The 26,030-nt window shown below is 72.4% G+C and carries 26 protein-coding genes; 15 read left to right on the top strand and 11 right to left on the bottom strand.

The genetic code is table 11. The features are described from left to right. Positions 1–38: 38 nt before the first annotated feature. Positions 39–956: an SDR family oxidoreductase gene (locus AB0316_RS01135; RefSeq protein ID WP_366269723.1), complete on the bottom strand. Its 918-nt coding sequence runs from the start codon at positions 954–956 to the stop codon at positions 39–41. 173 nt (positions 957–1,129) lie between these two features. Here AB0316_RS01135 and AB0316_RS01130 point away from each other — a divergent pair, with 173 nt between their 5' ends. The 4 genes from AB0316_RS01130 (at position 1,130) to AB0316_RS01115 (ending at position 5,022) form a co-directional block, all read left to right on the top strand. Further along, positions 1,130–1,660 (top strand): hypothetical protein, encoded by a 531-nt coding sequence (locus AB0316_RS01130; RefSeq protein WP_366269722.1) that lies wholly within the window; start codon positions 1,130–1,132, stop codon positions 1,658–1,660. 196 nt (positions 1,661–1,856) lie between these two features. Beyond that, on the top strand, positions 1,857–3,170 hold the full coding sequence (locus AB0316_RS01125; RefSeq protein ID WP_366269721.1) for a sugar ABC transporter substrate-binding protein: 1,314 nt from the start codon (positions 1,857–1,859) through the stop codon (positions 3,168–3,170). 74 nt (positions 3,171–3,244) lie between these two features. Then, positions 3,245–4,171, top strand: a complete 927-nt coding sequence (locus AB0316_RS01120; RefSeq protein ID WP_366269720.1) for a sugar ABC transporter permease — start codon at positions 3,245–3,247, stop codon at positions 4,169–4,171. Beyond that, entirely contained in the window at positions 4,171–5,022 is an 852-nt protein-coding gene (locus AB0316_RS01115) for a carbohydrate ABC transporter permease (RefSeq protein ID WP_366269718.1), read from the top strand. The genes AB0316_RS01120 and AB0316_RS01115 overlap by 1 nt, the downstream gene beginning before the upstream one ends. A 43-nt stretch (positions 5,023–5,065) precedes the next feature. Here AB0316_RS01115 and AB0316_RS01110 read toward each other — a convergent pair whose 3' ends face one another. Next, entirely contained in the window at positions 5,066–5,398 is a 333-nt protein-coding gene (locus AB0316_RS01110; RefSeq protein WP_366269716.1) for a cupin domain-containing protein, read from the bottom strand. 47 nt (positions 5,399–5,445) lie between these two features. Between AB0316_RS01110 and AB0316_RS01105 the strand changes: the two genes are divergently transcribed. Next, entirely contained in the window at positions 5,446–5,916 is a 471-nt protein-coding gene (locus AB0316_RS01105) for a VOC family protein (RefSeq protein WP_366269714.1), read from the top strand. A 170-nt stretch (positions 5,917–6,086) separates the two neighbouring features. On the opposite strand, the gene AB0316_RS01100 is transcribed toward AB0316_RS01105, so the two are convergent. Next, complete coding sequence (locus AB0316_RS01100) at positions 6,087–7,208, bottom strand: PfkB family carbohydrate kinase (RefSeq protein WP_366269712.1); 1,122 nt, start codon at positions 7,206–7,208, stop codon at positions 6,087–6,089. A 168-nt stretch (positions 7,209–7,376) separates the two neighbouring features. Here AB0316_RS01100 and AB0316_RS01095 point away from each other — a divergent pair, with 168 nt between their 5' ends. Then, a complete protein-coding gene (locus AB0316_RS01095) occupies positions 7,377–8,738 on the top strand; it encodes a 6-phospho-beta-glucosidase (protein WP_366269710.1) in 1,362 nt (453 codons plus the stop codon). Between the two features lie 10 nt (positions 8,739–8,748). On the opposite strand, the gene AB0316_RS01090 is transcribed toward AB0316_RS01095, so the two are convergent. Then, on the bottom strand, positions 8,749–11,919 hold the full coding sequence (locus AB0316_RS01090; RefSeq protein ID WP_366269709.1) for a discoidin domain-containing protein: 3,171 nt from the start codon (positions 11,917–11,919) through the stop codon (positions 8,749–8,751). A 160-nt stretch (positions 11,920–12,079) separates the two neighbouring features. Here AB0316_RS01090 and AB0316_RS01085 point away from each other — a divergent pair, with 160 nt between their 5' ends. From AB0316_RS01085 to cobA, 8 genes are all read left to right on the top strand, one after another. Then, positions 12,080–12,838: a 5-oxoprolinase subunit PxpA gene (locus tag AB0316_RS01085; protein WP_366269707.1), complete on the top strand. Its 759-nt coding sequence runs from the start codon at positions 12,080–12,082 to the stop codon at positions 12,836–12,838. Between the two features lie 36 nt (positions 12,839–12,874). Continuing rightward, positions 12,875–14,488 (top strand): urea amidolyase family protein, encoded by a 1,614-nt coding sequence (locus AB0316_RS01080; RefSeq protein ID WP_366269706.1) that lies wholly within the window; start codon positions 12,875–12,877, stop codon positions 14,486–14,488. A gap of 109 nt (positions 14,489–14,597) precedes the next feature. Then, positions 14,598–15,449, top strand: a complete 852-nt coding sequence (locus AB0316_RS01075; RefSeq protein ID WP_366269704.1) for a lytic transglycosylase domain-containing protein — start codon at positions 14,598–14,600, stop codon at positions 15,447–15,449. A gap of 211 nt (positions 15,450–15,660) precedes the next feature. Then, complete coding sequence (locus AB0316_RS01070) at positions 15,661–17,385, top strand: nitrite/sulfite reductase (RefSeq protein WP_366269702.1); 1,725 nt, start codon at positions 15,661–15,663, stop codon at positions 17,383–17,385. After that, positions 17,382–18,131, top strand: coding sequence for a phosphoadenylyl-sulfate reductase (locus AB0316_RS01065; protein WP_366269700.1), 750 nt, complete (start codon positions 17,382–17,384; stop codon positions 18,129–18,131). The genes AB0316_RS01070 and AB0316_RS01065 overlap by 4 nt, the downstream gene beginning before the upstream one ends. Further along, entirely contained in the window at positions 18,128–19,120 is a 993-nt protein-coding gene (cysD, locus tag AB0316_RS01060; protein ID WP_366269699.1) for a sulfate adenylyltransferase subunit CysD, read from the top strand. Before AB0316_RS01065 ends, cysD begins: the two co-directional genes overlap by 4 nt. After that, positions 19,120–20,472 carry a GTP-binding protein gene (locus tag AB0316_RS01055; RefSeq protein ID WP_366269697.1) on the top strand — a complete coding sequence of 451 codons (1,353 nt, stop codon included), beginning with the start codon at positions 19,120–19,122 and terminating at the stop codon, positions 20,470–20,472. Before cysD ends, AB0316_RS01055 begins: the two co-directional genes overlap by 1 nt. Further along, positions 20,460–21,698, top strand: coding sequence for a uroporphyrinogen-III C-methyltransferase (gene cobA / locus AB0316_RS01050; protein ID WP_366269695.1), 1,239 nt, complete (start codon positions 20,460–20,462; stop codon positions 21,696–21,698). Before AB0316_RS01055 ends, cobA begins: the two co-directional genes overlap by 13 nt. Here cobA and AB0316_RS01045 read toward each other — a convergent pair. The 6 genes from AB0316_RS01045 to AB0316_RS01020 all read right to left on the bottom strand — a co-directional run bounded on the left by AB0316_RS01045 (position 21,695) and on the right by AB0316_RS01020 (position 25,093). Next, a complete protein-coding gene (locus tag AB0316_RS01045) occupies positions 21,695–22,102 on the bottom strand; it encodes a DUF302 domain-containing protein (RefSeq protein WP_366269693.1) in 408 nt (135 codons plus the stop codon). The two genes, cobA and AB0316_RS01045, sit on opposite strands and share 4 nt — an antisense overlap. A 16-nt stretch (positions 22,103–22,118) precedes the next feature. Then, a complete protein-coding gene (trxA, locus tag AB0316_RS01040; protein ID WP_366269691.1) occupies positions 22,119–22,496 on the bottom strand; it encodes a thioredoxin in 378 nt (125 codons plus the stop codon). A gap of 78 nt (positions 22,497–22,574) precedes the next feature. After that, on the bottom strand, positions 22,575–23,129 hold the full coding sequence (locus AB0316_RS01035; protein WP_366269689.1) for a hypothetical protein: 555 nt from the start codon (positions 23,127–23,129) through the stop codon (positions 22,575–22,577). A 39-nt stretch (positions 23,130–23,168) separates the two neighbouring features. Continuing rightward, positions 23,169–24,110 (bottom strand): phosphotransferase, encoded by a 942-nt coding sequence (locus AB0316_RS01030; RefSeq protein WP_366269687.1) that lies wholly within the window; start codon positions 24,108–24,110, stop codon positions 23,169–23,171. A gap of 30 nt (positions 24,111–24,140) precedes the next feature. After that, positions 24,141–24,620: a hypothetical protein gene (locus AB0316_RS01025; RefSeq protein ID WP_366269686.1), complete on the bottom strand. Its 480-nt coding sequence runs from the start codon at positions 24,618–24,620 to the stop codon at positions 24,141–24,143. Continuing rightward, positions 24,617–25,093, bottom strand: coding sequence for an NUDIX domain-containing protein (locus tag AB0316_RS01020; protein WP_366269683.1), 477 nt, complete (start codon positions 25,091–25,093; stop codon positions 24,617–24,619). Before AB0316_RS01020 ends, AB0316_RS01025 begins: the two co-directional genes overlap by 4 nt. Positions 25,094–25,122: 29 nt before the next feature. Here AB0316_RS01020 and AB0316_RS01015 point away from each other — a divergent pair, with 29 nt between their 5' ends. After that, the gene (locus AB0316_RS01015) at positions 25,123–25,536 is read left to right on the top strand and encodes a hypothetical protein (protein ID WP_366269682.1); all 414 of its coding nucleotides are present in this window, start codon (positions 25,123–25,125) and stop codon (positions 25,534–25,536) included. A 90-nt stretch (positions 25,537–25,626) separates the two neighbouring features. Here AB0316_RS01015 and AB0316_RS01010 read toward each other — a convergent pair whose 3' ends face one another. Next, complete coding sequence (locus AB0316_RS01010) at positions 25,627–25,974, bottom strand: YciI family protein (RefSeq protein ID WP_366269680.1); 348 nt, start codon at positions 25,972–25,974, stop codon at positions 25,627–25,629. Positions 25,975–26,030 lie beyond the last annotated feature (56 nt).

Raw genomic sequence — 26,030 nt, 5'->3', positions numbered from 1 at the left:
GCCGGGTCGCGCCCTCCCGCTGACGCGTCGGCCTCGCGTCAGGCGGGGAGCGCGGTGCCGGTGAGGCTCTCGGCGACGGCCCACAGCGAGGCGGCGAGCTCCGGCTTGCGGGCCGACCGCGGCTGGGTCACGAGCGTCGCCGGGCCCGTCATCCCGAACCGGCCCCCCGGACCGTAGAAGGCGCCCTGGGTGGCCGCCGGGTCGGCGATCGCGTGCAGCAGCGGCTCGGTCCCCTGCCCGACCTCCTGCGCGGGCACGACGTGGACGCGGGTGTAGAGCGGCGGCTTCGCCCCCTCGCGGCCGAGGCTCGCGCCGGCGACCTGCAGGTTGGTACGCGTGTAGCCCGGGTGTGCGAGCGTGCTGAGCAGCGGCCAGCCGCGTTCGGTGGCGACCCGCGCCAGCTGCAGGCCGAAGAGGCTGTCGGCGAGCTTGGACTGGGCGTAGGAGCGCCACGGGCTCCATCGACGCGTCCGCCACTGCAGGTCCGCGAAGTCGATGCTGCCGAACGCGGCCGCGCCGCTCGTCATCGTCGCGACCCGCGGCCGGTCGCCGGCGAGCACGAGCGGCAGCAGCAGGTTGGTGAGCGCGAACGGGCCGAGGAAGTTCGTGCCGAGCTGCAGCTCGAAGCCGTCGATGGTCTCGAACCGCTTCGGCGGTGCCATGACGCCGGCGTTGTTGACGAGCACGTCGATCGGCCGTCCCTCGGCCAGCATCGCGCCCGCGAAAGACCGCACGGAGGCGAGGTCGGCGAGGTCGAGGCGCCGGACCGTCACCGACGCGTCCGGGATGCTCGCGAGGATCTCCGCGCGGGCGGCCTCGCCCTTGTCGGTGGAGCGCACCGCCATGACGACGTCGGCGCCGGCGGCGGCCAGGCGTCGGGCGGCTTCCTTGCCGGTGCCGCTGTTGCTGCCGGTGACGACGACGTGCCGGCCGGCGAGGTCGGGGAGCTGGTCCATGCGGTGCCTCTCTGGGGGTGGTGGCCCGGTGCGGCGTCGGTGGGCGCCGGCTGGGGAGTGGGTCCTTCGGGACAACGTGCGAGCCCGCCCCGGGATGCCCGAGCCCGTGGCCGGGAGCGTGCCCGAGCCTCTGGCCGAGTGAGGACCCGCTCGTCCGCGCGGTCGTACGCTGGATGGGCACCCGTCGGGTCCTCATGGGGGAGGCGCAGGAGGTGACGCCCGTGGTCGGCTCGCAGTGGTTGGAGCAGTGGACCGACGCGGAGCTGGCGACGCTCCGGCTCGCCCCCGTGGGGGTCCTGAGCGCGATCACGGGCCGCGTCCGGTTCGACGACGACGAGCGCGCAGCCTTCTGGGACGCCGTCACCGACGCCGCGCTGCGCAGCACCGGCCCTGGTCGCGAGCTGCTCGGCACGGCCGCCACCGAGCGGCGGTGGCTCTTCGACGAGTTTCAGCTGGACAGCCGGCCCATCGTCTCGGGCCTGCTGGCCGTGACGCGCCTGCTCGAGCGGATGTCCCCCGACATCCGTGAGGACGTGCGCGCCAGCATTCTGCGCATCGGTGAGTCGGTGGCCCGGGCCCGCGGCCCCTTTGGCCGGCGGATGACGGCGCAGGACGAGCAGGCCCTCCTGCTCGTCGGCCAGCTCCTGCGCACCGCCGCCGAGGAGGCGGCCGACAACCCGCTCGACTCCACCGCCGCCATCTGAGCGGCACCCGACGCGCGCTCGACCCGACCGGTCGCGATGCGCCGCCGGACCACGCGCCCCGACCACGGACCGATCCATCCGGCATACGGGTATACGACGGGCATACGATCGCCGGGTGGGCGAGGTCGAGCAGACTGGCCGAACGCCCAGCACGAATGTGCCCGCACGCCCGGGCAGGAAGGACGCAGGGGAACCTATGTCTGACAAGCAGATCGACCAGGCCCTGCTGGCCAGCCTGAGCCGGCGGTCCCTCTTCGCCCTCGGCGGCGCCGCTGCGGTGACCGGCGCGCTAGCCGCCTGCGGCAGCAACACCGGGCGCGAGACCGCCTCGTCCGGCGGCGCGAGCGGTGGCGGCAGCGGCCCGACCCTCAACCAGTGGTACCACCAGTACGGCGAGGCCGGCACGCAGCAGGCCGTCGAGAAGTACGCCGCGGCCTACAAGCCGGCCACCGTCAAGGTCAGCTGGAAGCCCGGCGACTACGACCAGTCGACCGCCGCCTCGCTGCTGACCGACGCCGGCCCCGACGTCTTCGAGTACGGCAACGGCCCGACGATCGACATGATCAAGGGCGGCCAGGTCGTCGACCTCACCGACCTGCTCGGCGACACCAAGTCCGACTTCAACCAGAGCCTGCTCGAGCGGATGACCTACCAGGGCAAGACGTACGCCATCCCGCAGGTCATCGACATGCAGCTGCTCGTCTACCGCAAGTCGATGCTCGACAAGGCGGGCATCACGCCGCCGCAGACGATCGACGAGCTCATCGCCGCGGCCAAGAAGCTCACCCAGGGCAACGTCAAGGGCCTCTTCCTCGGCAACGCCGGCGGCGCCGACCTCATGGGCGGCCCGATGCTGTGGTCGGCGGGCCTGGACTACCTCACCAAGGACAACCAGTTCGGCTTCGACGACCCGCGCGCCGCCACGGCCCTCGGCAAGCTGCGCGAGATGTGGGATGCCAAGGTGCTCCTGCTCGGCGCGCCGAAGGACTGGTTCGACCCGTCCGCCCTCGTCTCGGGCCTCACCGCCATGCAGTTCACCGGCCTGTGGACCTTCCCCGACATCAAGAAGGGTCTCGGCGACGACTTCGGCGTCATGCCGTGGCCGGCCCTCGACGGCCAGGGCAAGGCCTCGGTGCCCGTCGGCGCCTACGGCTCCTGCGTCAGCGCCAAGAGCAAGGACGTCGAGGCGGCCAAGAAGTTCGTCAAGTGGCTGTGGATCGACCAGACCCAGGACCAGCTCGACTTCGCGACCTCCTACGGCTTCCACATCCCGGCCCGCACGAGCCTCATCAGCCAGGCGAACAGCCTCAAGAGCGGCCAGGCGGCCGAGGCCGCCAAGCTCGCCACCGACGTCGGCCACGCGCAGAGCCCGATCCTGTGGACGCCCAAGTGCTCCACCGCGTTCGGTGACGCGATGAACCGCATCGTCAAGGAGGGCGCCGACCCGATGGCCGAGATCCAGAAGGTCAAGGCCGTCGCCGAGCCCGAGCTGAAGCGGGTCCAGGCCTGACAGCGCAGGCCGACCCGGCGGCATACGACCGGGCGACGCAGCCTCGGGCACCCGGCTCACCGGGAGCCACCGAGGTGTCGAGGCCGTCGCTCGGTCGCCGCCTGCGCGGCCGGCAGGACCGCAACCTGTGGTTCTGGGTGTTCGTCGGGCCGTTCGTCATCGGGCTGGTCGTCTTCGTCTACATCCCGATCGCCTGGTCGATCTACCTGTCGTTCTTCGAGTCGTACAACACGGTCACGCCCACGAAGTTCGTCGGGGTCGGCAACTACCTCGACATGCTGGGCGACCCCGCGTTCCGCAGCAGCCTGCTGACGTTCCTCGCCTTCGCCGTGTTCATCGTGCCGACGACGTTCGTGCTGTCGCTGGCCGCGGCGCTGCTCGTCGCGCGCACGCGGGTCATGCAGGCCTTCTTCCGGTCGGTCTTCTTCCTGCCGACGGCCTGCTCCTACGTCGTGGCGGCGCTGATCTGGAAGATGTCGATCTTCAGCGGCATCCGCTCCGGCCTGGCCAACGCGGTGCTCGGCTGGTTCGGCGTCGACTCGATCCCGTGGCTGAGCCTCGCCGACCCGCCGTGGTACTGGCTCGTCATCGTCACCGCCCGCCTGTGGCTGCAGGTCGGCTTCTACATGATCCTGTTCCTCGCCGGCATCCAGCGGATCAGCCCGACGCTCTACGAGGCGGCCGCGATCGACGGCGCCGAGGGCTGGAAGGTCTTCCGCCACATCACCCTGCCGCAGCTGCGCGCCACGTCGACGGCGGTGCTGCTGCTCCTGCTCATCAATGCGTTCCAGGCGTTCGACGAGTTCTACAACATCCTCGCGAGCTTCGGCACCTACCCACCCTACGCGCGCCCGCCGCTCGTCTACCTCTACTACACGGCGCTCGGCTCGGGTCAGGACTTCGGCCACGGCTCGGCCGGCGCCGTCATCCTGACCCTCATCATCGCGATCATCGCGGTGGTGCAGGGTCGCGTCCTCCGGCTCGGCGACAGGGGCGACTGATGGCCATCGTCCGCAGCAAGCGCCAGTCCCGCGTCGTCGGGTGGGCGCGCTACAGCGCCCTCGTGGTCGGGGCCGTGCTCTTCCTCATCCCCTTCTACCTGTTGCTGCGCAGTGCCTTCATGCGCGAGCAGGACCTCGGCTCGCCCGACTTCCACTGGCTTCCGCCGCAGTGGGACACCTCGAACCTCACCGGCCTCTTCGACAACCCGGCGATCCCGATGGCGCGCAGCCTGCTCAACTCGGGCGCCATCGCGGTGACGCAGACGATCGGCGTGCTCGTCGTCTCGGGCCTCGCCGGCTACGGCCTCGCGCGCATCCCCTACCGCTGGTCCAACGTCGTCTTCTACCTCATCACCGCGACCCTGCTCATCCCGGCGGCGGTGACGTTCGTGCCGAGCTTCGTGCTCGTCTCGACGCTCGGCTGGATCTCGACCCTGCGCGGCCTCATCATCCCGGGCCTGTTCCAGGCGCTCGCGACGTTTCTCTTCCGGCAGTTCTTCCTCGGCTTCCCGAAGGAGATCGAGGAGGCGGCCTTCATCGACGGCCTCGGCTACTGGGGCACCTTCTGGAAGATCGTCGTGCCGAACTCGATGGGCTTCGTCGCGGCCATCGGCACCATCACCTTCATCGGCTCGTGGAACGCCTTCCTCTGGCCGCTCGTCATCGGCCGCGACCAAGACGCGTGGACGGTGCAGATCACGCTCTCGACCTTCCTCACGGCCCAGTCGGTGCAGGTCAGCCAGCTGTTCATGGCCGCGCTCGTGGCGATCCTGCCGCTGCTGCTGATGTTCCTCTTCCTCCAGCGCTGGATCGTCGAGGGCGTCGAGCGCACGGGCATCGCCGGCGACTGACCCACCGAGGGCGTATGCCGTGTGCTGCGTCCGCGCGGACGGCTCAGTCGCTCTTGGCGACCGTGAGCAGCACCGCCGAGTCCTCGAGCGCCTCGAGCGAGTGGCGCGCCTGGGGAACGATGAGCAGGTCGCCGGGCGCGCCGTCCCACGAGACGTCGCCGGCCCTGAGCCGCACGCGTCCGCGCAGGACGTGGACCGTGGCCTCACCGGTGTTCTCGTGCTCGGTCAGCGACTGCCCGGCGGCGAGCGCGACGACCGTCTGGCGCAGCACGTGCTCGTGACCGCCGTAGACGGTGTCGGCCGCCCGTCCGTTCGAGGCGTGGGTGGCGTGCTCGAGCAGCTCGCGGGCGAGGGCGGTCAGCGACGACTTCTCCATGAATTCACGATGGCACCCGTCGTCCGATGTTGCCTAGGGTGGGCGCCATGACGGCAACGGGGCAGGTCAGGCAGGCGGATCACGGCAGGCAGGTCCGCACGGTGCAGGTGACGTTCGACTGCGCGAACCCGGAACGCGTGGCGCGCTTCTGGTGCGAGGTGCCCGGCTACGAGGTGCCGCCGCCCCCGCCCGGCTTCGACTCGTGGGGCGACTTCGACCGGTCTCTGCCGCCCGAGCGGCAGGGTTCCGCGTTCGCGTGCGTCGACCCCACGGGGGCCGGTCCGCGGCTGTTCTTCCAGCGCGTCCCCGAGGGCAAGGTCGTGAAGAACCGCGTCCACCTCGACGTGCGGGTCGGCACCGGTCTCGTGGGCCAGGAGCGGCTCGATGTGCTCGAGGCCGAGGGTGCGCGCCTCGAGGCGCTCGGCGCCACCCGCGTACGCCTCCTGACGGCCGATGACTTCAACGAGTCGTGCCTCGTCATGCAGGACGTCGAGGGCAACGAGTTCTGCCTCGACTGATCGCTGTCGGCCAGCGCTATCCGGCGCGGGCCGTGACACTGCTGCGCCCCGTGCAGCACTGACGCAGAGCTCAGGCACTCACGGTTGCGACCGATGTCCCGTCACGCGCTACGTCACTGCTGCACGCCACGCAGCAATGACGCAGCCGGCGACGGCTGACAGGCCAGGCCTCAGTCGAGGTCGTGGACGTCGGCGCGACGGGCGATCGTCGCCGTGGCGCGCCTGGCGGCCATGACCGGCACGCGCGGCACGATGTCGTCGAGGAAGGCGAAGCGCCGTCGCAGCGACCGGTGGTAGGCGTCGGCGCTCGTCTCGGCGACCAGGCCGTTCCACCAGTCGGCGAGGTCACCCCAGCCCGGGGCCGCCAGCGATCCGCCGTACTGCTGGATCGACAGGCCCGCACAGAGACTCGCGAACGCCATCCGCTGCTGCAGCGGCCACTCGGCGAGCGTGCCGACGAGCAGGGCAGCACCGAACACGTCGCCGGCGCCGGTCGGGTCGACCGCCTTGACGCACAGCGACGGGACGCTCGCCTCCTCGCCGGTGCGTCCGTCGATCCCCAGCGCGCCCTCGGAGCCGTTCGTGACGATGGCGACCGGCACCCGGTCGGCCAGGGCGTAGACGGCCTCGGCCGGTGACGCGGTCCCGGTGTAGGCCATCGCCTCGACCGCGTTCGGCATGAAGACGTCACAGCGGTCGAGCCGGTCGAGCACGTGCGGCGACCACCGCTCCTCCGGGTCCCAGCCGACATCGGCGAACACCAGCGCCCCGTTGGTGCGGGCGACGTCGACCCAGGTCTCGCCGCTCGCACCGAACACCTCGTCCTCGCCGAGGTCGACCATGACGGCGCGCGAACGCGGTGGCGTGCCGATCAGCTCGCTGGCCGGCACCGGCGACGGGTGTCCGTGCGAGACCATGCTGCGATCGCGGTCGACCGACATCGAGACGGTGACCGGGCTGTGCCAGTCGGCGAAGCGGCGGCTCGAGCCGAGGTCGATCCCCTCCTGCTCCTCGAGCGTGCGCCAGCAGAAGTCGCCGTAGTCGTCGTCGCTGAACGCCGCCGCAAGCCCCGTACGCAGGCCGAGCCGTCGGGTGGCCACGGCGAGGTTCGCGATGCCCCCGGGGCACGACGCGAGCCCGTCGGCCCAGACCTCGGTGCCCGGCTTCGGGGCGCTCGGCAGCCCGGCGAAGATCATGTCGAGGAAGACCGTGCCCCAGACGAACACGTCGAGCGACGGCTCGTCGGCGGCCCGCCGCGCGGCGAGCGGGTCGAAGGACTGGTTCAGAGGCACGCTCCCATGATCTCGCATCCCCGCCGACGACTCGCCGAGTTCCCCCGTCCCACTCGAGAGCGCGCCCCGTCCCACTCGAGAGCGCGCCCCGTCCCAGTCGAGAGCGCGCCCCGTCCCAGTCGAGTGGGCATTCGCGACACCTTGGTACGGTCCGAGGGTGGTGGCGCGATGAAGCTGGTGATCCTCGGCGGCGGCGGTTTCCGCGTGCCCCTCGTCCACGGGGCACTGCTGCGCGACACGGGCGCTCGCCGCGTCACCGAGGTCGTCCTGCACGACACCGACCGCAACCGGCTCGAGGTGATGGAGCGGGTCCTCGCCTCCCAGGCGCAGTCCCACGCCGGGGCCGCAGCAGCCCCGCCCACGGTCACTGCGACGACCGACCTCGACGCCGCGCTCGCCGGAGCCGACTTCGTCTTCTCGGCCATGCGGGTCGGCGGGCTCGAGGGGCGCACCGCCGACGAGCGGATCGCCCTCGACCTCGGCCTCCTCGGGCAGGAGACGACGGGACCCGGTGGTGTCGGCTACGGCCTGCGCACCGTGCCGGTCGCGCTCGACGTCGCTCGACGCATACGGCAGCTGGCGCCCGACGCGTGGGTCATCAACTTCACCAACCCGGCCGGCATGGTCACCCAGGCGATGCAGACCGTGCTCGGTGAGCGGGTCGTCGGCATCTGTGACTCGCCGCTCGGGCTCGCGAAGCGCGCGGCCGGGGCGCTCGGGCACAACCTCGACGACCTCAAGATCGACTACGCCGGACTCAACCACCTCGGCTGGCTCAGCGGCCTGCGACTCGACGGTCGCGACCTGCTCCCCGAGCTGCTCGCCGACACCGTCGCCCTCGGCGGCATCGAGGAGGGGCACCTCTTCGGCACCGAGTGGCTGCAGACGCTCGGGGCGCTCCCCAACGAGTACCTCTACTACTACTACTTCACGCGGGACGCGATCGCGCAGATCACGAGCGCCCCGCAGACCCGCGGCGAGTACCTCGTGGCCCAGCAGGCCGACTTCTATGCGGCCGTGGCCGGCTCGCACGACGACGCCTGGCGGCGGTGGGACGCGGTGCGGCGCGAGCGCAACGCGACGTACATGCAGGAGACCCGCGAGGCCGACGACGGGGAGTCGCACGAGCGGTCCGAGGCCGACGTCGAGGGCGGCGGCTACGAGGGCGTGGCGCTCGCGCTCATGGCCGCGATCGCCCGCGACGAGCCGGCTCGGCTGATCCTCAACGTCCGCAACGGCACGGCGATCCCGGGGCTGCCGCCCGACGCGGTCGTGGAGGTCCCCTGCCGGGTCGACGCCGCGGGCCCGTTGCCGCTGCCGGTCAGCCCACTGGCTGGGCACTCGCTCGGCCTGGCGCAGCAGGTCAAGGCCGTCGACGAGCTCGTCATCCGGGCCGCCACCGAGCAGTCGCGGCGGCTCGCCGTCGAGGCCTTCGCCCTGCACCCCCTCGTCGACTCCGTCACCGTCGCCCGACAGCTCCTCGAAGGCTACGAGAGAGCTCTTCCGGCCTACTACGGCTTGCTCAGGTAGGGCGCGAGGCTCACCCCGCCGTGACCCCGAGGGAGACCACGCTGACCCGTCGGCCGGAGTTCCCGGGGGCGTTGACCGACAGGGCCACGTAGCGCGCCGATGTGCCGAGCCGCAGCGAGCCCTGCCGGGCACCCGGACCGACACCCCCGACGCGGCGGAAGTCCAGGCCGTCGTCCGAGACCTCGACCGCGCCGAAGCCCGGCGCCGAGCCCCACTCCACGACAGCGGTGCCGAGGTCACGGACCTCCCCGAGATCGACGACCATTCGGCCGGATCCGGTGACTTCCCAGGCCGTGGCGTCGTCGCCGTCGACCGCCGCCGCGGGTGAGGTCATCGTCGGCGGCAGTGGGGAGGTGGGGAAGGTCTGACGGGCCAGGGCGAGGTCGTCGATCGGATAGGCCTTGCCCTTGCCTCGGATCGTCGTCGTGCGGCCGCTGCCCACGGTGGCGCGACGACGCTCGCCGTCGGCGAAGACCACCTCGACCTGGCCGTCGATGCCCTCGAGGCGCAGCGTCGCGGCGTTCTCGACGGTGACGACCAGTCCGGCAGGTGGGCGGCCACCACCGACGGCCGAGATCGTGGCGCGCGGGGACAGCACGATGCCCGAGGAGCCCGCGAGCGCGACCCTCAGCGTGGTGCCGTCCGCCGTCACCTTCTGCATCCCGTCGAAGCACGACACGGCGCCGGTTCCTGCCATCGCGACATCGGTCTCGACCGCATCTGCGGTGAGGTTGACGACGCTGAGCAGGCCGCCGGCGAGGGAGGCGGTCACGCCGTCCGCCACCGGCCGGGGCGCCGCAGCTTCGGCGGCCTTCGCCAGGCCCGCGAGGTCGGCCGACCGGACGTCCGGAAGCCCCTCGACGACCATGCCCGCGCTGCCCGAGGCGGGTCCGGCGGACAGGGTGAGCAGGCTGTCGCTCACCTCGATGGGGTTGGCCGAGCCGCGGACGAGGAATCCGACCCGGTCGTCGATGCCCACCCAGCCGGAGGTGCGCAGGACCTGCGGGTAGGCCACCCGCGTGGTCCAGGTGGCCCCGTCGTCGGAGGTCTGCACCACGTAGGCGCGTCCGGCTGCGGCCTCCCAGTCGATGGTCACCTCGCCGATGGTCGTCGGTGTCCCGAGGTCGACCGCGAGCCAGCTGTCCGCACGGGACCGGTCCGCGCGTGACACGGCCCACCGGGTCGCCGCGTCGGCGTCCGTGGCGAGGGAGGCTCCCTTGCCGGTGTCGCTCGACGACGCGGTCGTGGGGCGGTGCGCGGCCAGGTCGGCTCCGCCCGACCCGGCACGCACCTCGAACGAGAAGACCGAGTACCCGTAGCTCGGGTCGGGAGTGACCCCGAGCATCCGGACGTGGCGGGCCGTGACCCGCGACGGCAGGTCGAGGACGTCGCGGCGCGCGACCCCCTTGGGCAGGTCTCCCTGGGCGTCGCCGGCCGTGGCGTCCACGACGCCGTCGGCCGTCACGAACGTCCGGTTGCCGTCGAGGCCACGCACGCCGGGCATGGTCAGGTTGTGCAGGCCGAACGTGCCCTCCCGGTCGAGCACGCCGGAGCTCGTCATCACCACCTCGCCGCCCGGCAGGGTGGCCAGTGCCACGCGCCCCAGGCTGCCGAGCGTGAGCACGGTGACCGAAGCGTCATAGCCGTCCCGGGCCGCGGTGTAGGTGCGGACGGCGCGCGACGACACGGCCACGCTGGTCCGAGGCAGGTACATGGGGGACGAGCCGCCGAGGTTGAAGAACCAGTCGTCGTGGTCCGGCTGCCACGCGAGCTTGACGTAGCCCGGCTTGCTCACGGCACCGGCCCACGCGCGGGCCGTCTGGTGGGAGACGATCCCCGGGCCCTCGCCGAGGTCGACGGCCCCGGCGCCGGCGGCATACAGCTCGGCGGCGGTGAGTGGCTCGGGGGACCCGCCGCGGGCGGCCCGCCACTCGTGCAGGAGGAAGCTGATCGCGACCTCGGCGCGGGCCTCCGGCTCGTACTTCGGCTCGCCGGAGAACTTCGTGAGCCGGTACTGCGGCGCGTAGTCGAGGTAGGGCAGCAGGCGCTCGGCGAGGTCGGCCTCGGAGCGGGCGGCCGCGCGGTCACCGAGGACCTGGGCCAGGAAGGCGAGCGGGATGACGTCGCGACCATAGAGGTGCTCGCGGTCGTCGACGAGGGGCATGAGCGGCTCGCCGGAGTCGCTCATGAAGCCGACGAGCCTATTCCAGAGGACGTCGCCGTTCGGTTGGGCGGTGAGCACCTCGGGCAGCGGCCGGCCGGCGACGACGAAGTGCACGGCGTTGCGGCCCGACGTGCGCCACATCTCCGACTGGTAGTGCGGGCCGAAGGACCCGTGGTTCTCGACGACGAAGGTGTCGTAGACGTTGTGCGCCGTGTTGGTCAGGACCGGGACGCCGTCGACGATCGCCGGATTGGCGGCGTCGGCCTGCGGCAGGCTGCCCTCGTTGCGGCTCCAGCGGCCGTATGCCGCGAACCAGTCCTTCCAGCGCGCGTCGTCGGACGCCCAGGCGAGTCCGGGCGCGATCGACTGGGCGTAGACGCCCATCTCCTCGAGCTTGGTGTCGCCGACCCAGCCGCCCTTGAGCCCGTTCGGCGTCCACGATCCAGACGCGGGGTCGTCGGCGGTTCCGAGTGAGGTCGTGTACGCGGCCTGCTCGACGGCGATGGCCTGGTAGAGGTCCCGGGTCTGCGCGTCGAGCTCGTCCCAGAGCAGGCGTGCAGCGAGCTGGACGTAGAGCTGGAACGTCGTGTCGAAGAAGAGCTTCTTGCCCCAGACCGTGCCGCCCACGTTGCGGTTGGCCCCGGCGAAGTACTTCAGACTGGCGAGAGTCCGCTCTCGGAGAGTGGCCTCGTCGATGCCGGCCTCGTCGGCGTCGAAGCCGCCCCGGGTGAGCAGGACGGCGTGCCCCAGCACCACGGCGAAACCGAAGTCCGTGGTGCGGTAGTGACCGGCCGCCGCGTCCCACTGGGTCTCGGACCATCGGGTGTGGCGCAGCAGCGCGCGGTGGTAGGTCTGCGCGACCTCGTCCGAGTCGAGCCAGTCGGTGGGAGCCGCGAGTGGCGAGCCCACGCCCAGCGCGGACGCCGGAGATGCTTGAGTGAACGGCAGGCAGGCGGCAACACCTCCCGCTCCGAGGAGTCCGAGGAAGCGGCGACGGGATGTGACGGCCATTGTCATGGGCGTGATCCTTCGGTTGCGTCCGCATGGGTGTCAACGAGTCGCCGATGACCTGTCTGATGCGGACACGGGCGCTGGACAGGGGCGACGCCGCGCTTGTGGACTCGCGGTGTCCCATGTCGCGTTTACGTGGGACGCCTCGGCGAGGGAGGATCGAGCCGTGGAGATCGACCTCAACGCGGACGTCGGCGAGTCCTTCGGGCAGTGGACGCTCGGTGACGACGAGGCGATCCTCGACGTCGTCACCAGCGCCAACGTGGCGTGCGGCTTCCACGCCGGCGACCCGCTCACGCTCCTGACGACGTGCCGGTATGCCGCGAGCCGCGGTGTGTCGGTCGGCGCGCAGGTCAGCTACAACGACCTCGCCGGCTTCGGTCGCCGGTTCATCGACGTGCCCACCGACGTGCTCGCCGCCGAGGTCGTCTACCAGCTCGGCGCGCTCGCCGGCGTCGCGCGGGCGGCCGGGACGCACGTCGCCTACGTCAAGCCGCACGGCGCGCTCTACAACGCGGTCGTCCACCACGAGGCCCAGGCGCTCGCCGTCGTCGAGGCCGTGCTCGCCTACGACGACGAGCTCGCGGTCCTGGGCTTGCCCGGCAGCATCCTGCTCGAGGCGGCGGAGGCGGCCGGACTGCCCGTCGTGACAGAGGCGTTCGCGGACCGGGCCTACACGAGCGAGGGCCGGCTCGTGCCGAGGACTGAGCCAGGGGCTGTCATCCACGACGCGGAGGCCGTGGCCGCTCGGGTGGTGCGCATCGTCCAGGAGGGCAAGGTCACCTCGGTCGACGGGACCGATGTCGAGGTCGCCGCGGCCTCGGTCTGCATCCACGGCGACACCCCCGGCGCCCAGGTGCTGGCGCGCGAAGTGCGCTCCGCCCTCGAGGCGGCCGGCGTCACGATCCGCCCCTTCACCCGCTGAGCCACCGACAACCTGGACCGACGAGAGCTGGACACCATGGACGCCCGACTGCTCCCGATGGGGCGCACGGCCGTGCTCGTGGAGGTCGTAGGCACGGCTCATGCAGTGGCGTTGCGGCTGGCCGTGGGCGGCCGGGTGACCACCGGGCGGGAGCCGTGGACGGCGGTGACCGAGGTGGTGGCCGCCGCCCGGACCGTGCTGCTCCGGGTCGCCGCACCCGAGCACCGCGACGTCGTCGGCGAGGCCGCGGCCGAGCTCGCGCGGATGCTCGACCCCGAGGCACTTGAGGACGCCGGCAGCGACCGCACCGTCGAGCTGCCGGTGCGCTACGACGGGCCCGACCTCGACGACGTCGCCCGTCACACCGGCCTCACGCCGGCGGCTGTGATCCGCGCCCACACGTCGACGCCGTGGCGGGTCGGCTTCGGCGGGTTCGCGCCGGGCTTCGCCTACCTCGTGGGCGGCGACCGCCGTCTGCACGTCCCGCGCCGGCCCGAGCCGCGTCCCCGGGTGCCCACCGGTGCCGTCGGCCTGGCCGGCGAGTTCAGCGGCGTCTACCCGCAGGAGTCGCCCGGTGGCTGGCAGCTGCTCGGCACGACGGAGGTCGTGCTCTGGGACGTCGACCGCGACCCGCCCGCGCTGCTCGCGCCCGGCACGACGGTGCGGTTCGTCGACGCCGAGCGGGTCGACTGGCAGGCACCGGCAGCCGCACCTGTCGAGTCCAAGTCCCTTGCGGCACAGCGGCGCCCGTCGACGACACGCGCTCGCCGACGCGGGCTGCTCGTCGTCGAGCCCGGCCCGCTCGCGCTCGTCGAGGACCTCGGTCGCGGTGGCCTCGCCGACGTGGGAGTGGGGCGTTCGGGCGCGGCCGACCGGGCGGCATACGTCCTCGGGCTCCGGCTGGTCGGCCACGCCGTGGACGAGCGGCGGAGCGCGCCCGCCTCCGTGGAGGCCACGCTCGGCGGACTCGTCGTCCGCGCCCGGGGCGACCTGCTCGTCGCGCTCACCGGCGCGCGCTGCCCCGCCACGGTCGACGGGGTCCCCGTCGCCCACGCCGCGCCGTTCCGGCTCGCCGACGGCCGCACCCTGGCGCTGGGGGTGCCGCCAGCCGGCCTGCGCACCTACCTCGCGGTGCGCGGCGGCATCGACGTCGAGCCCGTACTCGGTTCCCGCTCGACCGACCTGCTCTCCGGCGTCGGCCCGCCGCCGCTGCAGGCCGGGGACGTGCTGCCGGTCGGCCCCGCCCCGGAGGGGTTCCCCTCGGTCGAGCTGGCCCCGCACGGCTCCGAGGGCGAGGACGCCGTGCTCACCATGACACCCGGACCACGCACGGACTGGTGCGACCTCGCGGACCTGACGGACGGCATACGCACCGTGACGGAACGTAGCAACCGCGTCGGGATCCGCCTGCAGGGCAAGCGAGTTCGCCGGTCTCTGCCGTATGCGGACAGCGAGCTCCCGAGCGAAGGGCTCGTCCCCGGGGCGGTGCAGGTGCCACCCGGCGGCGAGCCGGTCCTCTTCCTCGCCGACCACCCGGTCACCGGCGGATACCCGGTCGTCGCGGTGCTGACGGCGTCGTCACTCGCGCGGGCGGCGCAGCTGCGTCCCGGCGATCGCGTCCGATTGCGGTGGGCGCGAGACCGGCGGTGATGTCCGGCATCTCCTCGGTTTGCGCCCGCTCCGGAGGCTTCCGCGCTTCACTGGAGGCAGGGCCGGGGGGCTCGACTTGCCGGGGGGCGAGTGCGGAGAGAGTGTGGGGATGGTGAGCCGGAGACAACGCGTCATCGCCGCGGCCGCAGCCGCGGCGATGACGTGTGTCCTCGCGAGTGCCGCCTCCGCGGTGGCCGACGGCGGCACTGCGGCGCCAGCCCCGCCCGACCCGGGCTTCGGCGCGGTCGCCGGAGATGCGGTGGGGCCCGTGTTCGATGAGATCCGCGTCGCGGCGGCGCTCAGCGTCGAGGGGACTGGTCCGGTGCCCGTCACGGCGCTCGAGCCCGGCGGCGGGTCGAGCAGCAACCCGACGCCGTGGAAGCGGCGGGCCGACATCCGGGTGCCCACGGCCGCCCCCGCGCCGTCGGGTGGCGTCCGCTCCGGCTCGGTGCTGTCGAAGGACCAGATCATCTGGGCCGCCTACACCTCCGCGGCGGCCAAGCAGGGCAGCTGCCACCTGCCGGTGATGCTGCTCGCCGCGATCGGCGAGGTCGAGTCATCGTCGCTGCGCGGGCGCACACTGAACGCGGCGCACGACGCGGTGCCACCGGTCATCGGGCCCGCGCTGTCGGGTGGATCCTTCGCCGCGATCCCCGACACCGACCACGGTGTCTGGGACGGCGACCCGGTCTGGGACCACGCGGTCGGGCCGATGCAGTTCATCCCCGCGACCTGGCGGCTGTGGGGCGCCGACGGCAACGGCGACGGCGTCAAGGACCCGGAGAACATCGAGGACGCGTCGCTCGCGGCGGCCGACTACCTGTGCTCCGGGGGCCGTGACCTGTCGAGGCCGGCGGACCTGCAGGCGGCGGTGCTCTCCTACAACCACTCGACGCAGTACCTCTCCACCGTGCTCGGCATCGTCCAGGCCGTCAACTCCGGCCAGCTCGCCGGGCCCTGACCGCGCGGCACGGCACACGGCATACGGCCTACGGCGGGACGGATGACCCACCTTCCGGACGCCGGCCGGGTCGCTCGTGCGTGGGTGAGGCGGCACCACCAGCGAAGGTGGGTCATCGGTCCCGGCTCGAACTCCCACCCGTCTGGTGGGGAACGCCCGGAGTGTGGACCCCAGCGAGCCACGAATAAGTCGCGGTTATACATTCGATTACATGACCGTCACCGAGACCTCCGGCCAGGCCGTGCGGCCCGCCGCCCGCCCGCCCCGTGGTGACCGCTCGAACGGCCAGTGGAAGGTCGACGGCACCACCCCGCTCAACGCCAACGAGACGTGGAAGCAGGAGGAGGGCGGCCTCGCCGTGCGCGAGCGCATCGAGTCCGTCTACGCCAAGGGCGGTTTCGACTCGATCCCGGCCCAGGACCTCACCGGCCGCTTCCGCTGGTGGGGCCTCTACACCCAGCGCAAGCCAGGCATCGACGGTGGCCGCACCGCCCAGCTGAGCGACGACGAGCTGAGCGACCGCTACTTCATGCTCCGCGTCCGCACCGACGGCCAGGCCCTGAGCCCCGAGGCGCTGCGGGTCCTAGGCGGCATCTCGCGGGACTTCGCTCGCGGCACCGCCGACATCACCGACCGGCAGAACCTGCAGTACCACTGGATCGACATCGAGAGCATGCCGGAGATCTGGCGTCGCCTCGACACGGTCGGGCTCGAGACGACGACCGCCTGCGGTGACACCCCGCGTGGCTTCCTCGGCAGCCCGGTCGCGGGCATCGCCGCCGACGAGATCATCGACCCGACGCCGGTCATCCTCGAGATCAAGCGCCGCTATCTCGGCGACCCCGAGCTGGCGAACCTGCCGCGCAAGTTCAAGACGGCCATCACCGGCCACCCGAGCCTCGACGTCGTGCACGAGATCAACGACGTGTCGCTCGTCGGCGTCGTGCACCCCGAGCTCGGCCCCGGCTACGACCTGTGGGTCGGCGGCGCGCTCTCGACCACCCCGCGCCTGGCCGAGCGGCTCGGCGTCTTCGTCAGCGAGGACGAGGCGGCCGACGTGTGGCACGCCGTCATCCAGATCTTCCGCGACTACGGCTACCGCCGGCTGCGCAACAAGGCGCGCCTGAAGTTCCTGCTCGCCGAGTGGGGACCGGCCAAGTTCCGCGAGGTCCTCGAGACGGAGTACCTCGGCCACCCGCTCCCCGACGGCCCCGCCCCGGCCCCCGCCACCGCCCCCGGTGACCACGTCGGCGTCCACGCCCAGAAGGACGGTCGCTTCTACGTCGGCGCCGCTCCCGTCGTCGGGCGCGTCGGCGGCAACACCCTCACCGGTTTGGCCGACCTCATGGAGTCCGTCGGCGCCGGGCGGGTCCGGCTCACTGCACACCAGAAGCTCGTCATCCTCGACGTGCCGGAGGGCGGCGTCGACGCCCTCGTCGCCGGGCTCCCGGCGCTGGGCCTCACCGCCAAGCCGAGCCCGTTCCGCCGCACCACGATGGCCTGCACCGGCATCGAGTTCTGCAAGCTGGCCATCGTCGACACCAAGGACACGGCGGCGGCAGCCATCACCCAGCTCGAGACGCGCCTCGCCGACCTCGTCGAGGACGGCTCGCTCGACCGGCCGATCCTGCTCAACGTCAACGGCTGCCCCAACTCCTGCGCCCGCATCCAGACGGCCGACATCGGCCTCAAGGGCCAGATCATCACCGTCGACGGCGTGCAGCAGGCCGGTTTCCAGGTGCACCTCGGCGGCGGCCTCGCCTCCGACGAGCGCGACGAGGCCGGCCTCGGGCGCACGGTCCGTGGCCTCAAGGTCCCGGCCAGCCAGCTTCCCGAATACGTCGAGCGCGTCGTGCGCACCTACGTCGCCGAGCGCCACGACGGCGAGACCTTCGCCGAGTGGAGCCACCGCGCCGAGGAAGGAGCCCTCCAGTGACCAGCGTCCCGCTCGCCACCCCCACTGTTCCGCGCAAGCGGCGCAGTGACGCCGAGCTCAAGGCTCTCGTCGACGACTTCAACGCGACGCTCGCCGGCGACCCGGAGAGCGAGGCGACCGCCGACGAGGTGTCCGCCTGGGCGGCGTTCCACTTCGAGGGCTCGCTGGCCGTCGCCTGCTCGATGGCGGATGCCGTCCTCCCGCATGTCGTCTCCCGCTACGCGCCGGGCGTCGACGTGCTCTTCCTCGACACCGGCTACCACTTCTCCGACACCCTCGTGACGCGCGACATCGTCGCCGAGGACCTGCCGATCACGGTCGTCGACGTCCGGCCCGAGCTGACGGTCGCCGAGCAGGACGAGCAGTACGGCCCCCGCCTCTACGAGCGCGACCCGGCCCTGTGCTGCCAGATGCGCAAGGTGGAGCCCCTCGCGCGAACCCTCCCGCTCTACGAGGCCTGGGTGACCGGCGTGCGCCGCGAGGAGTCGCCGACGCGCACCGACACGCCCCTCGTGACGTGGGACGAGAAGAACGGCCTCGTGAAGATCAACCCGTTGGCCGCGTGGACCTTCGACGAGCTCCTTGCGTATGCCGCCGAGCACCGTGTCGAGGTCAACTCCCTCCTCTCCGACGGCTACCCGTCCATCGGCTGCGAGCCGTGCACCCGCCGGGTCGAGCCCGGCGAGGACCCCCGCGCCGGCCGTTGGGCCGGCTTCGCCAAGACCGAGTGCGGACTCCACACATGACGACGACCGTGAAGACGACTGCCACGCAGGCCATCCCGGAGAGTGCGCCCGAGCGCGACACGCAGCACACGGCATTCGCAACCGGCTCCGCCGACCGGCGGCTGAGCCAGCTCGACGCGCTCGAGGCGGAGGCGATCCTCGTCATCCGCGAGATGGCCGGCGAGCTCGAGCGCCCGGCGCTCCTCTTCAGCGGCGGCAAGGACTCCGTCGTCATGCTGCACCTGGCCTCCAAGGCCTTCTGGCCGGCGCCGATCCCGTTCCCGGTGCTGCACGTCGACACCGGCCACAACTTCCCCGAGGTCCTCGCCTACCGCGACGAGACCGTCGAGCGCCTCGGCCTGCGGCTCGTCGTCGCGAGCGTGCAGGACTACCTCGACGACGGCCGGCTGCGCGAGCGGGCCGACGGCACCCGCAACCCGCTGCAGACGCTGCCGCTGCTCGACGCGATCAACGACAACCGCTTCGACGGCGTCTTCGGCGGCGGGCGGCGCGACGAGGAGAAGGCCCGCGCCAAGGAGCGGATCGTCTCCCTCCGTGACGAGTTCGGCCAGTGGGACCCGAAGAACCAGCGCCCTGAGCTGTGGAACCTCTTCAACCCCAGGCACCGTCCGGGCGAGCACGTGCGGATCTTCCCGATCAGCAACTGGACCGAGGTCGACATCTGGCGCTACATCGAGCGCGAGGACATCCCGCTGGCGCCGCTCTACTACGCCCACGAGCGCGAGGTGTTCCGCCGCGACGGGATGTGGCTCGCGGTCGGGCCGTACAGCGAGCCGCGCGAGGGCGAGACCGTCGAGACGCGCCTGGTCCGCTACCGGACCGTCGGCGACATGTCGTGCACCGGGGCCGTCGAGTCACCGGCCCGCACGAACGCCGAGATCGTCGTCGAGGTGGCCGCCTCGACCCTGACCGAGCGCGGTGCCACGCGCGCCGACGACCGGATCTCCGAGGCCGCCATGGAGGACCGCAAGAAGGAGGGCTACTTCTGATGGTCAGCGCCACCGCACACGCCGCTGCATCCGCCACGGGCACGCTGCTGCGCCTCGCGACCGCCGGCTCCGTCGACGACGGCAAGTCGACGCTCGTCGGCCGGCTGCTACACGACACGAAGTCCGTCCTCTCCGACCAGCTCGCCGCCGTCGAGCGGGTCAGCCGCGACCGCGGCCTGACCGCCGCCGACCTCGCGCTGCTCACCGACGGCCTGCGCGCCGAGCGCGAGCAGGGCATCACGATCGACGTCGCCTACCGCTACTTCGCCACGGCCACACGGTCGTTCGTCCTCGCCGACTGCCCCGGACACGTGCAGTACACCCGCAACACCGTGACCGGCAGCTCGACCGCCGACGTCGTCGTGCTTCTCGTCGACGCCCGCAAGGGCGTGCTCGAGCAGACCCGGCGGCACCTCGCCGTGACCGCGCTGCTCCGGGTGCCGCACGTCGTCGTCGCCGTCAACAAGATCGACCTCGTCGACTTCTCGCAGGAGGTCTACGAGCGCGTCGAGGCCGAGGTGCAGGCGGTCGCCCGCGAGCTCGGCGTCGTCGACGCCACCACCATCCCGGTCAGCGCGCTCGACGGCGACAACGTGGCCGAGCGCTCGACGCGCACGCCTTGGTATGCCGGCCCGAGCCTGCTCGAGCTCCTCGAGTCCCTGCCCCCGTCCGACGACCCCGTCCACGAGTCGTTCCGGCTCCCGGTGCAACTTGTCATCCGCCCACAGGGCGCCGCCCGGGACGAGGTGCACCGCGACTACCGCGGGTATGCCGGCCAGGTCGCCTCGGGCGTCGTCCGCGTCGGCGACGAGGTGGTGGCGTTGCCCTCGGGTCGCCGCACGACCGTCACGGGCATCGACCTGGGCGACCGCGAGCTCGACGAGGCCTTCGCGCCGCAGTCCGTCACGCTGCGCCTCGCCGACGAGATCGACATCTCGCGCGGAGACGTCATCGCCGCCGCGGCCGATGCCCCCGAGCTGACGCAGGCCATCACGGCGGTCGTGTGCTGGCTCGGCGACGCGCCGCTGCGCCCGGGCCAGCGGCTGCTGCTCAAGCACGGGTCGCGCACCGTGCAGACCGCGGTCCGCTCGCTCGACGGGGCGCTCGACCTCGACGACCTGCACGCCGTGCCGGCAGAAGCCCTGTCGCTCAACGACATCGGGCTCGTCACGCTGCGTCTCGCCTCGCCCGTCCCCGTCGAGAACTACTCCGTCTCACGTCGCGGCGGCTCGTTCCTGCTCATCGACGCCCACGACGGGCGCACCGTCGCAGCGGGGATGGTCGGCGCCACGCTGCCCAGCGCCGCGCCGGCCCCCACCGAGCCGGAAGGCGACGAGGCATGGGACATCTGAGCCCGGGACCGGCCTTCCCGCTCGCGCTGGACCTGACTGGCCGGCTCGTCGTCGCCGTCGGCGGTGGCCCTGTTTCGGCCCGCCAGGTCCGTGACTTGCTCGAGGACGGCGCCGTCGTGCGCGTCGTCGCACCGTGGCTCTGCGAGGACCTGCGCGACCTGGCACGGGCGGGCCGCATCGACTGGGTCGAGCGCGACTACGCCGGTCCCGCCGACCTCGACGGCGCCTGGCTCGTGCACACGGCCGCCGGCGAGCCGTCCATCGACCGCGAGGTCGCCGCCGACGCCGAGGCCAGGCGCGTCTGGTGCGTCGACGCCACCGACCCAGGCGCTGCGTCGGCAGACGTCGCCGCCCGCGTCGACGTCACGACCCCCGGCGGCCGGGTCACCATCGCCGCGTATGCCGCCGGCGATCCGGCTGCGTCCGAGACGGTCCGCGACGGGGTGCAGCGGGCCGTCGCCTCCGGCGCCCTCGACCTGCGGAGCGCTCGCTCGGCGGGTGGGCCCGGGTGGGTGGCCCTCGTCGGCGGCGGCCCGGGCAGCGACGGCCTCCTGACGACCCGGGGGCGCGAGCTCCTGGCCTCCGCCGACGTCGTCGTGCTCGACCGGCTGGCACCGCGGGCGGTCGTCGACCGGCTGCCGGCCTCGGTGCAGGTGATCGACGTGGGCAAGACCCCGGGCAACCACCCGGTGCCCCAGTGGCGGATCAACGAGCTGCTCGTCGAGCACGCGCAGCGTGGACTCGGCGTCGTGCGCCTCAAGGGCGGTGACCCCTACGTGCTCGGTCGCGGAGGCGAGGAGCGCGACGCGTGCCAGGCACACGGCATACCCGTCGAGGCGGTGCCCGGCGTGACGAGCGCGGTGAGCGTGCCCGCGGCGGCCGGCATACCCGTGACGCACCGCGGGGTCGCACGAGGCTTCACCGTCGTGACGGGCCACGAGGAGATCCCGGTCCTGCCTACGGGTGGAGACCACACGCTCGTGCTGCTCATGGCCGTTGGCGGCCTGCGCTGGACGACGACCCTGCTGCGAGAGCACGGACGCGATGCCGACTGCCCTGTGGCGATCGTCGAGCGCGGCTTCGCGCCCGACCAGCGCGTCACGGTCGGCACGCTCGAGACCATCGCCGACCTCGCGGTGGCGCGCGCGGTGGAGTCGCCGGCGGTCGTCGTCGTCGGTGACGTGGTCCGACTCGGCCCCGACTGGCGCGCCGCGCACCCGGCCTAGGGGTTCGCGTGCTCGGAGGCGAGTGCCTCGAGCGCGGCCGATAGCCGCTGGCGGGCGTCAGCAGCGACGTCCGCCAGGGCCTCGTTCCCGGTGAGGCCGACCATGGCGTCGGGGTCCATCGCCTCGACGAGCGTGTGCTGCTCGTCGACGGCGCGGACCACGACGTTGCAGGGCAGGAAGACCCCGATCGTCGGCTCGGCTTCGAGGGCGGCGAGGGCCAGCGGCGGCCGGCAGGCCCCGAGGATCACCTGCGGGGCGATCTCGGCGCCGATCTTGGCCTTGAGCGTCGCAGCCAGGTCGATCTCGGTCAGGACGCCGAAGCCGGCGTCGACCAGCCGGGCCCGCGTGGCCTCGAGAGTCTCGGCGAAGCCCCGGTCGACGGTGGTGCTCAGCGTGTGGCTCATCGGGCGCTCCTCGGGCTCAGGCGGTGACGTCGTCGGCCTGCGAGGCCGCAACCTTGCGGCGCACGTCGTCCATGTCGAGCTCGCGCACGGCGGTGATGACCTGCTCCAGCGCGGCCGCCGGCAGGGCGCCCGGCTGGCTGAAGACGAGGATGCCGCCGCGGAAGGCCATCAGGGTCGGGATCGAGGTGATCCGCGCAGCCGTCGCGAGCTGCTGCTCGGCCTCGGTGTCCACCTTGCCGAAGACGATGTCCGGGTGCTGCTGCGACGCGGTCTCGTAGACAGGTGTGAACATGCGGCACGGCCCGCACCACGACGCCCAGAAGTCGACGAGCACGATGTCGTTGTCGGCGATGGTCGCCTGGAAGTCGGCGGCGGTCAGGTTACGAGTGGTCATGGGTGCTCCTTCTCGGTATCGATGCTATACCCCTCGGGGTATGCAACGAGCCCAGTCCCGGGAAGATTCCCAGCCCCTTCAGCCGAGCGCGTCCAGCTGCGCCTCGACGATGGCGGCGAGGTCGGGCCAGCGCACCGCCTCGGCCCGGCCGCCGAGACCGGCCACGACCACGTGGCTGCCCGCCACGCACCACAGGTTCAGCGAGCGGGCGTGCTGGCCGTCGAGGACGAACGGCTGTTCGGCGGCCTCGACGCGCGTCGCCCCGGTGATCTCCGGTGGCGCCACGTCCCTCGCCTCCCCGACGTCCGTGATGCTCTTGGTCTCACGCATCGTCCGCGGCAGCGCCCGCAGCTCCGCCACCGCCTCCTGCGCGTCCTCCGGCGACGCGAACGGGATGACCTGCACGAACAGGTCGGCGCGCCCCACCTCCTGGTAGGCGCGCGCACTCGTCACCGAGCGCATCTCGCGGGCCCGTGTGGTGGCCCCGCTCGTGCTGCCGCCCGCGCCGGTGCGATACGTCCACGCACCGCGGGCCGTCCACGGGCCGCCCGGCACCTGGCCCGCCGGCAGGCAGACGTTGCGGGACCCGATCGACTGCAGTCGCGCCAGCATCAGGCGCCCGAGACTCACCACGCCGTCACGATAGGGCGGCGCCGGGCTGAGGGGGCGGGTTCAGCTCACCGCGGCGAGGATCCGGTCAATACGCGGCAGCGTGACCGGGTCGTCCGGCACCTCGAGGAACCACGTGGCCAGCCGCTCGCGGTGCGCCTCGCTGCTCGCGCCCACCCACCGCGAGCACGCGAGCTGGGCGATGTGCGCCTGTTCGGCCACGAGCATAGTGAAGTGCCCGCGCCGGGTCACGCGTCCCGGGCCGCCGGCCTCGCGGTATGCCGTGTGCAGGAGCCGCGCCCGCGACGGGTCGTCGTCGCCGAACTCGAAGAGCACCATCGCCAGCTCCTGGCTGGGGTCGGCGGGTCCGAGGTTCTCGAAGTCGAGGACGCACACGCGTGCGTCGGCGGTCGCGCGCACGTTGTCCGCCCACAGGTCGCGGTGGCAGACGATCGGCGACTCGTGCGGCTCGAGCACCGACTCGACGGCGACGAGGTCGTCGACCAGGGCGCCCAGCTGCCCGGCGAAGGGGGCGCCGGCCGCGACGACGCGCTCGTGCACCTCGCGCCACTGCCGCTCGCCGAGCCCGGTGGCGAACCAGTTCTCGACCGGCGCCTCGGTGGGGGCGCCGGCACGGTGCAGGCCCGCGACCGCGCGCCCGACCGCCACCGGGTCGAGCCGGCGGGAGGGCCGGCGCAGGTCGAACCACTCGAAGAGGCGCACGGCCGTGCCCTCCACGAGCGTGGCCACCTCACCCGAGGGCGCATGCCGCACGGCCGGCGTCAGCACGCCCGTGGCCCTCGCCGCGTCGACCAGCGCGACGTCCTCGGCGACCTCGGTGAGGTCGGGGGTGGCGAACCACTCCTTGACGGCGTGGCTGCCCTCGGCCGTGTCGAGCCGCCACACCTGCCCGAGCTGTCCCCGCGCGACCGGTCCGGTCAGGCGGGCCGGACCGCGGAGCCCGTAGGCGTCCGCGACCGCCTGTGCCGTCGAGGGGGTGAGCACCGGGACCGACCGGCGCTCAGGAGAGTCGTCTCACGGCAGCACGCGCCAGACGGCGATGCCGACGGTGGCGACGGCCACGACGAGGGAGGCGATGGTGAGGGGTGCCCGGCGGGTGCGGTCGGTGGTGACCAGCAGCACGGCTGCAAACACGGCGACCACGGCGGCGACGATGGTCTCCTCCGCGCCGCGGTCGACCGTGCGGATGAGCATGGTGTCGGTGACCCCGAACCGGCTGAGGTAGCCGAGCAGCCGGATGACGACGAAGGCCCACCAGCCCACGGCGATCCAGAAGAGCGCGATCCCGACCTGGGCGATGAGCGGGTCGTCGGCCGCCTGGGCTGCGCGCCCGCCGACCTGCGACGGGGCGGGGGCAGGCCAGACGGGCTGACCGGCATACGGGTTGGCGGGCGCGGGAGCCGTCGCTGCGGCGGCATGCGCCGGCTGCGGCACCGGCACGGTGAACTGCTCGTCGGTCCCCTGTGCGCTTGCCCACCCCGGCGTGTCGCTCATGGCGCCAAGGTACTCCCGGGCCGCACCGTCGGGCTGTCAGTGACTATCGCGTCGTAGGCGACGTCGACGATCTCGGCCTTGGTGTCCAGCGCCTTGATCCGGTTCAGTGGCATCCACTGCGCGAAGTCGGTCGACCCGCCCACTTCGGTCGTGCCGAGGCTCCCGCCGACGATGCTCGCCGAGAAGAGGATGCGAACGGACTTGTACGGCCGCCCGTCACGTCCTGCGGCGGGGGCCGTGAAGGAGTGGGCTGCGAGAGGACGACCCACCCGCACCACGTAGCCGGTCTCTTCGAGTACCTCGCGCTCCACAGCCTCGACGAGCGACTCCTCGTACTCGACCCTGCCGCCCGGCAGGGTCCAACAGGGCGTTTCACGCCCCTCACCGTTCCACCACGTCAACAGCAGACGCTGCTCCTCATCGACGATGGCTGCATACGCCGCCAGCCGTGTGTCGTACTCGCTGAAGTGCACGTGAGGGATGGTCTCACCCGAGACGGGAGGTGATCGTCGACGCGGCGGGCGATCCGGTGGCGGCCGGTTGGCTGCGAACGCTGCGATCCACCGGCGAGTACGTCTACAGCGGCTGCTACTCGGCACGACCGCTGCCAGGCGAGACCCAACCGAGCGTTCACGTGGCCTTCCCGCTCGAGCACGGCAACGTACAGGTGTTCCTCAAGCCGCGCGCCTTGGCCGGTGGTGGGCTCGAGCTGGACTCCCCGGCAGGGCAGTTCGGGGGCAACGGCGCATACGTCAAGGTCGACGAGGGCGGGACCCACGCGACCCGCGTGCCCATCCACGAGACGTTCACCCTGTATGTCGACGAGGAGGGAACGCTGCGCACTGACCACAACCTCAGGCTGTGGTCGGCCTCGGTGCTGCGCCTGCACTACAAGCTCCTGCCGGTTCAGGCCTGACGGGCTCAGCGGCTGTCTGAGCCCCTCCGTTCCCGTCAGGAGGATGGAGCGCCGAGGCAGGCTCCTGGGCCCGCCTCGGCGCTCCCCTCCTCAGTCGTCAGCGGCCTCGGGGCCTTCCGAGATCTGGCGCAGGGTCGCCACCACGGTGACCTCGGGCCAGTGCTCGGCGTGCAGCTCGGCGAACTTCCGCTGGTCGGCCACGGCCTCCTCGACGGTGTCGTACTTCAGGAGCGACCAGCCTCCGACGACCTCCTTGGTCTCGGCGTAGGGCCCCTCGTGCTGGGTGACCTCGCCCTGGCTGGCCACGAAGTTCACGGCGTCCTCCGTGCCGTAGAGCCCGCCGCCGTCGAGGAACACCCCGGCAGCGGCCCGTTCGGCGATGTAGACGTCCATCGCGTCGAAGAGGGCCTTCGGCGGCGTGCCGATGCCCTCTGCCATCCTGACGGATCCCATGAAACGAGGCATGACGATCTCTCTTTCTGCTTGTTGAGGGT

The sequence above is a fragment of the Terrabacter sp. NPDC080008 genome (assembly GCF_040702505.1).
Taxonomy (GTDB): domain Bacteria; phylum Actinomycetota; class Actinomycetes; order Actinomycetales; family Dermatophilaceae; genus Terrabacter.
The sequence above is the reverse complement of the archived record's forward strand: the minus strand, read 5'-3'. Positions and strand labels throughout refer to the sequence as shown.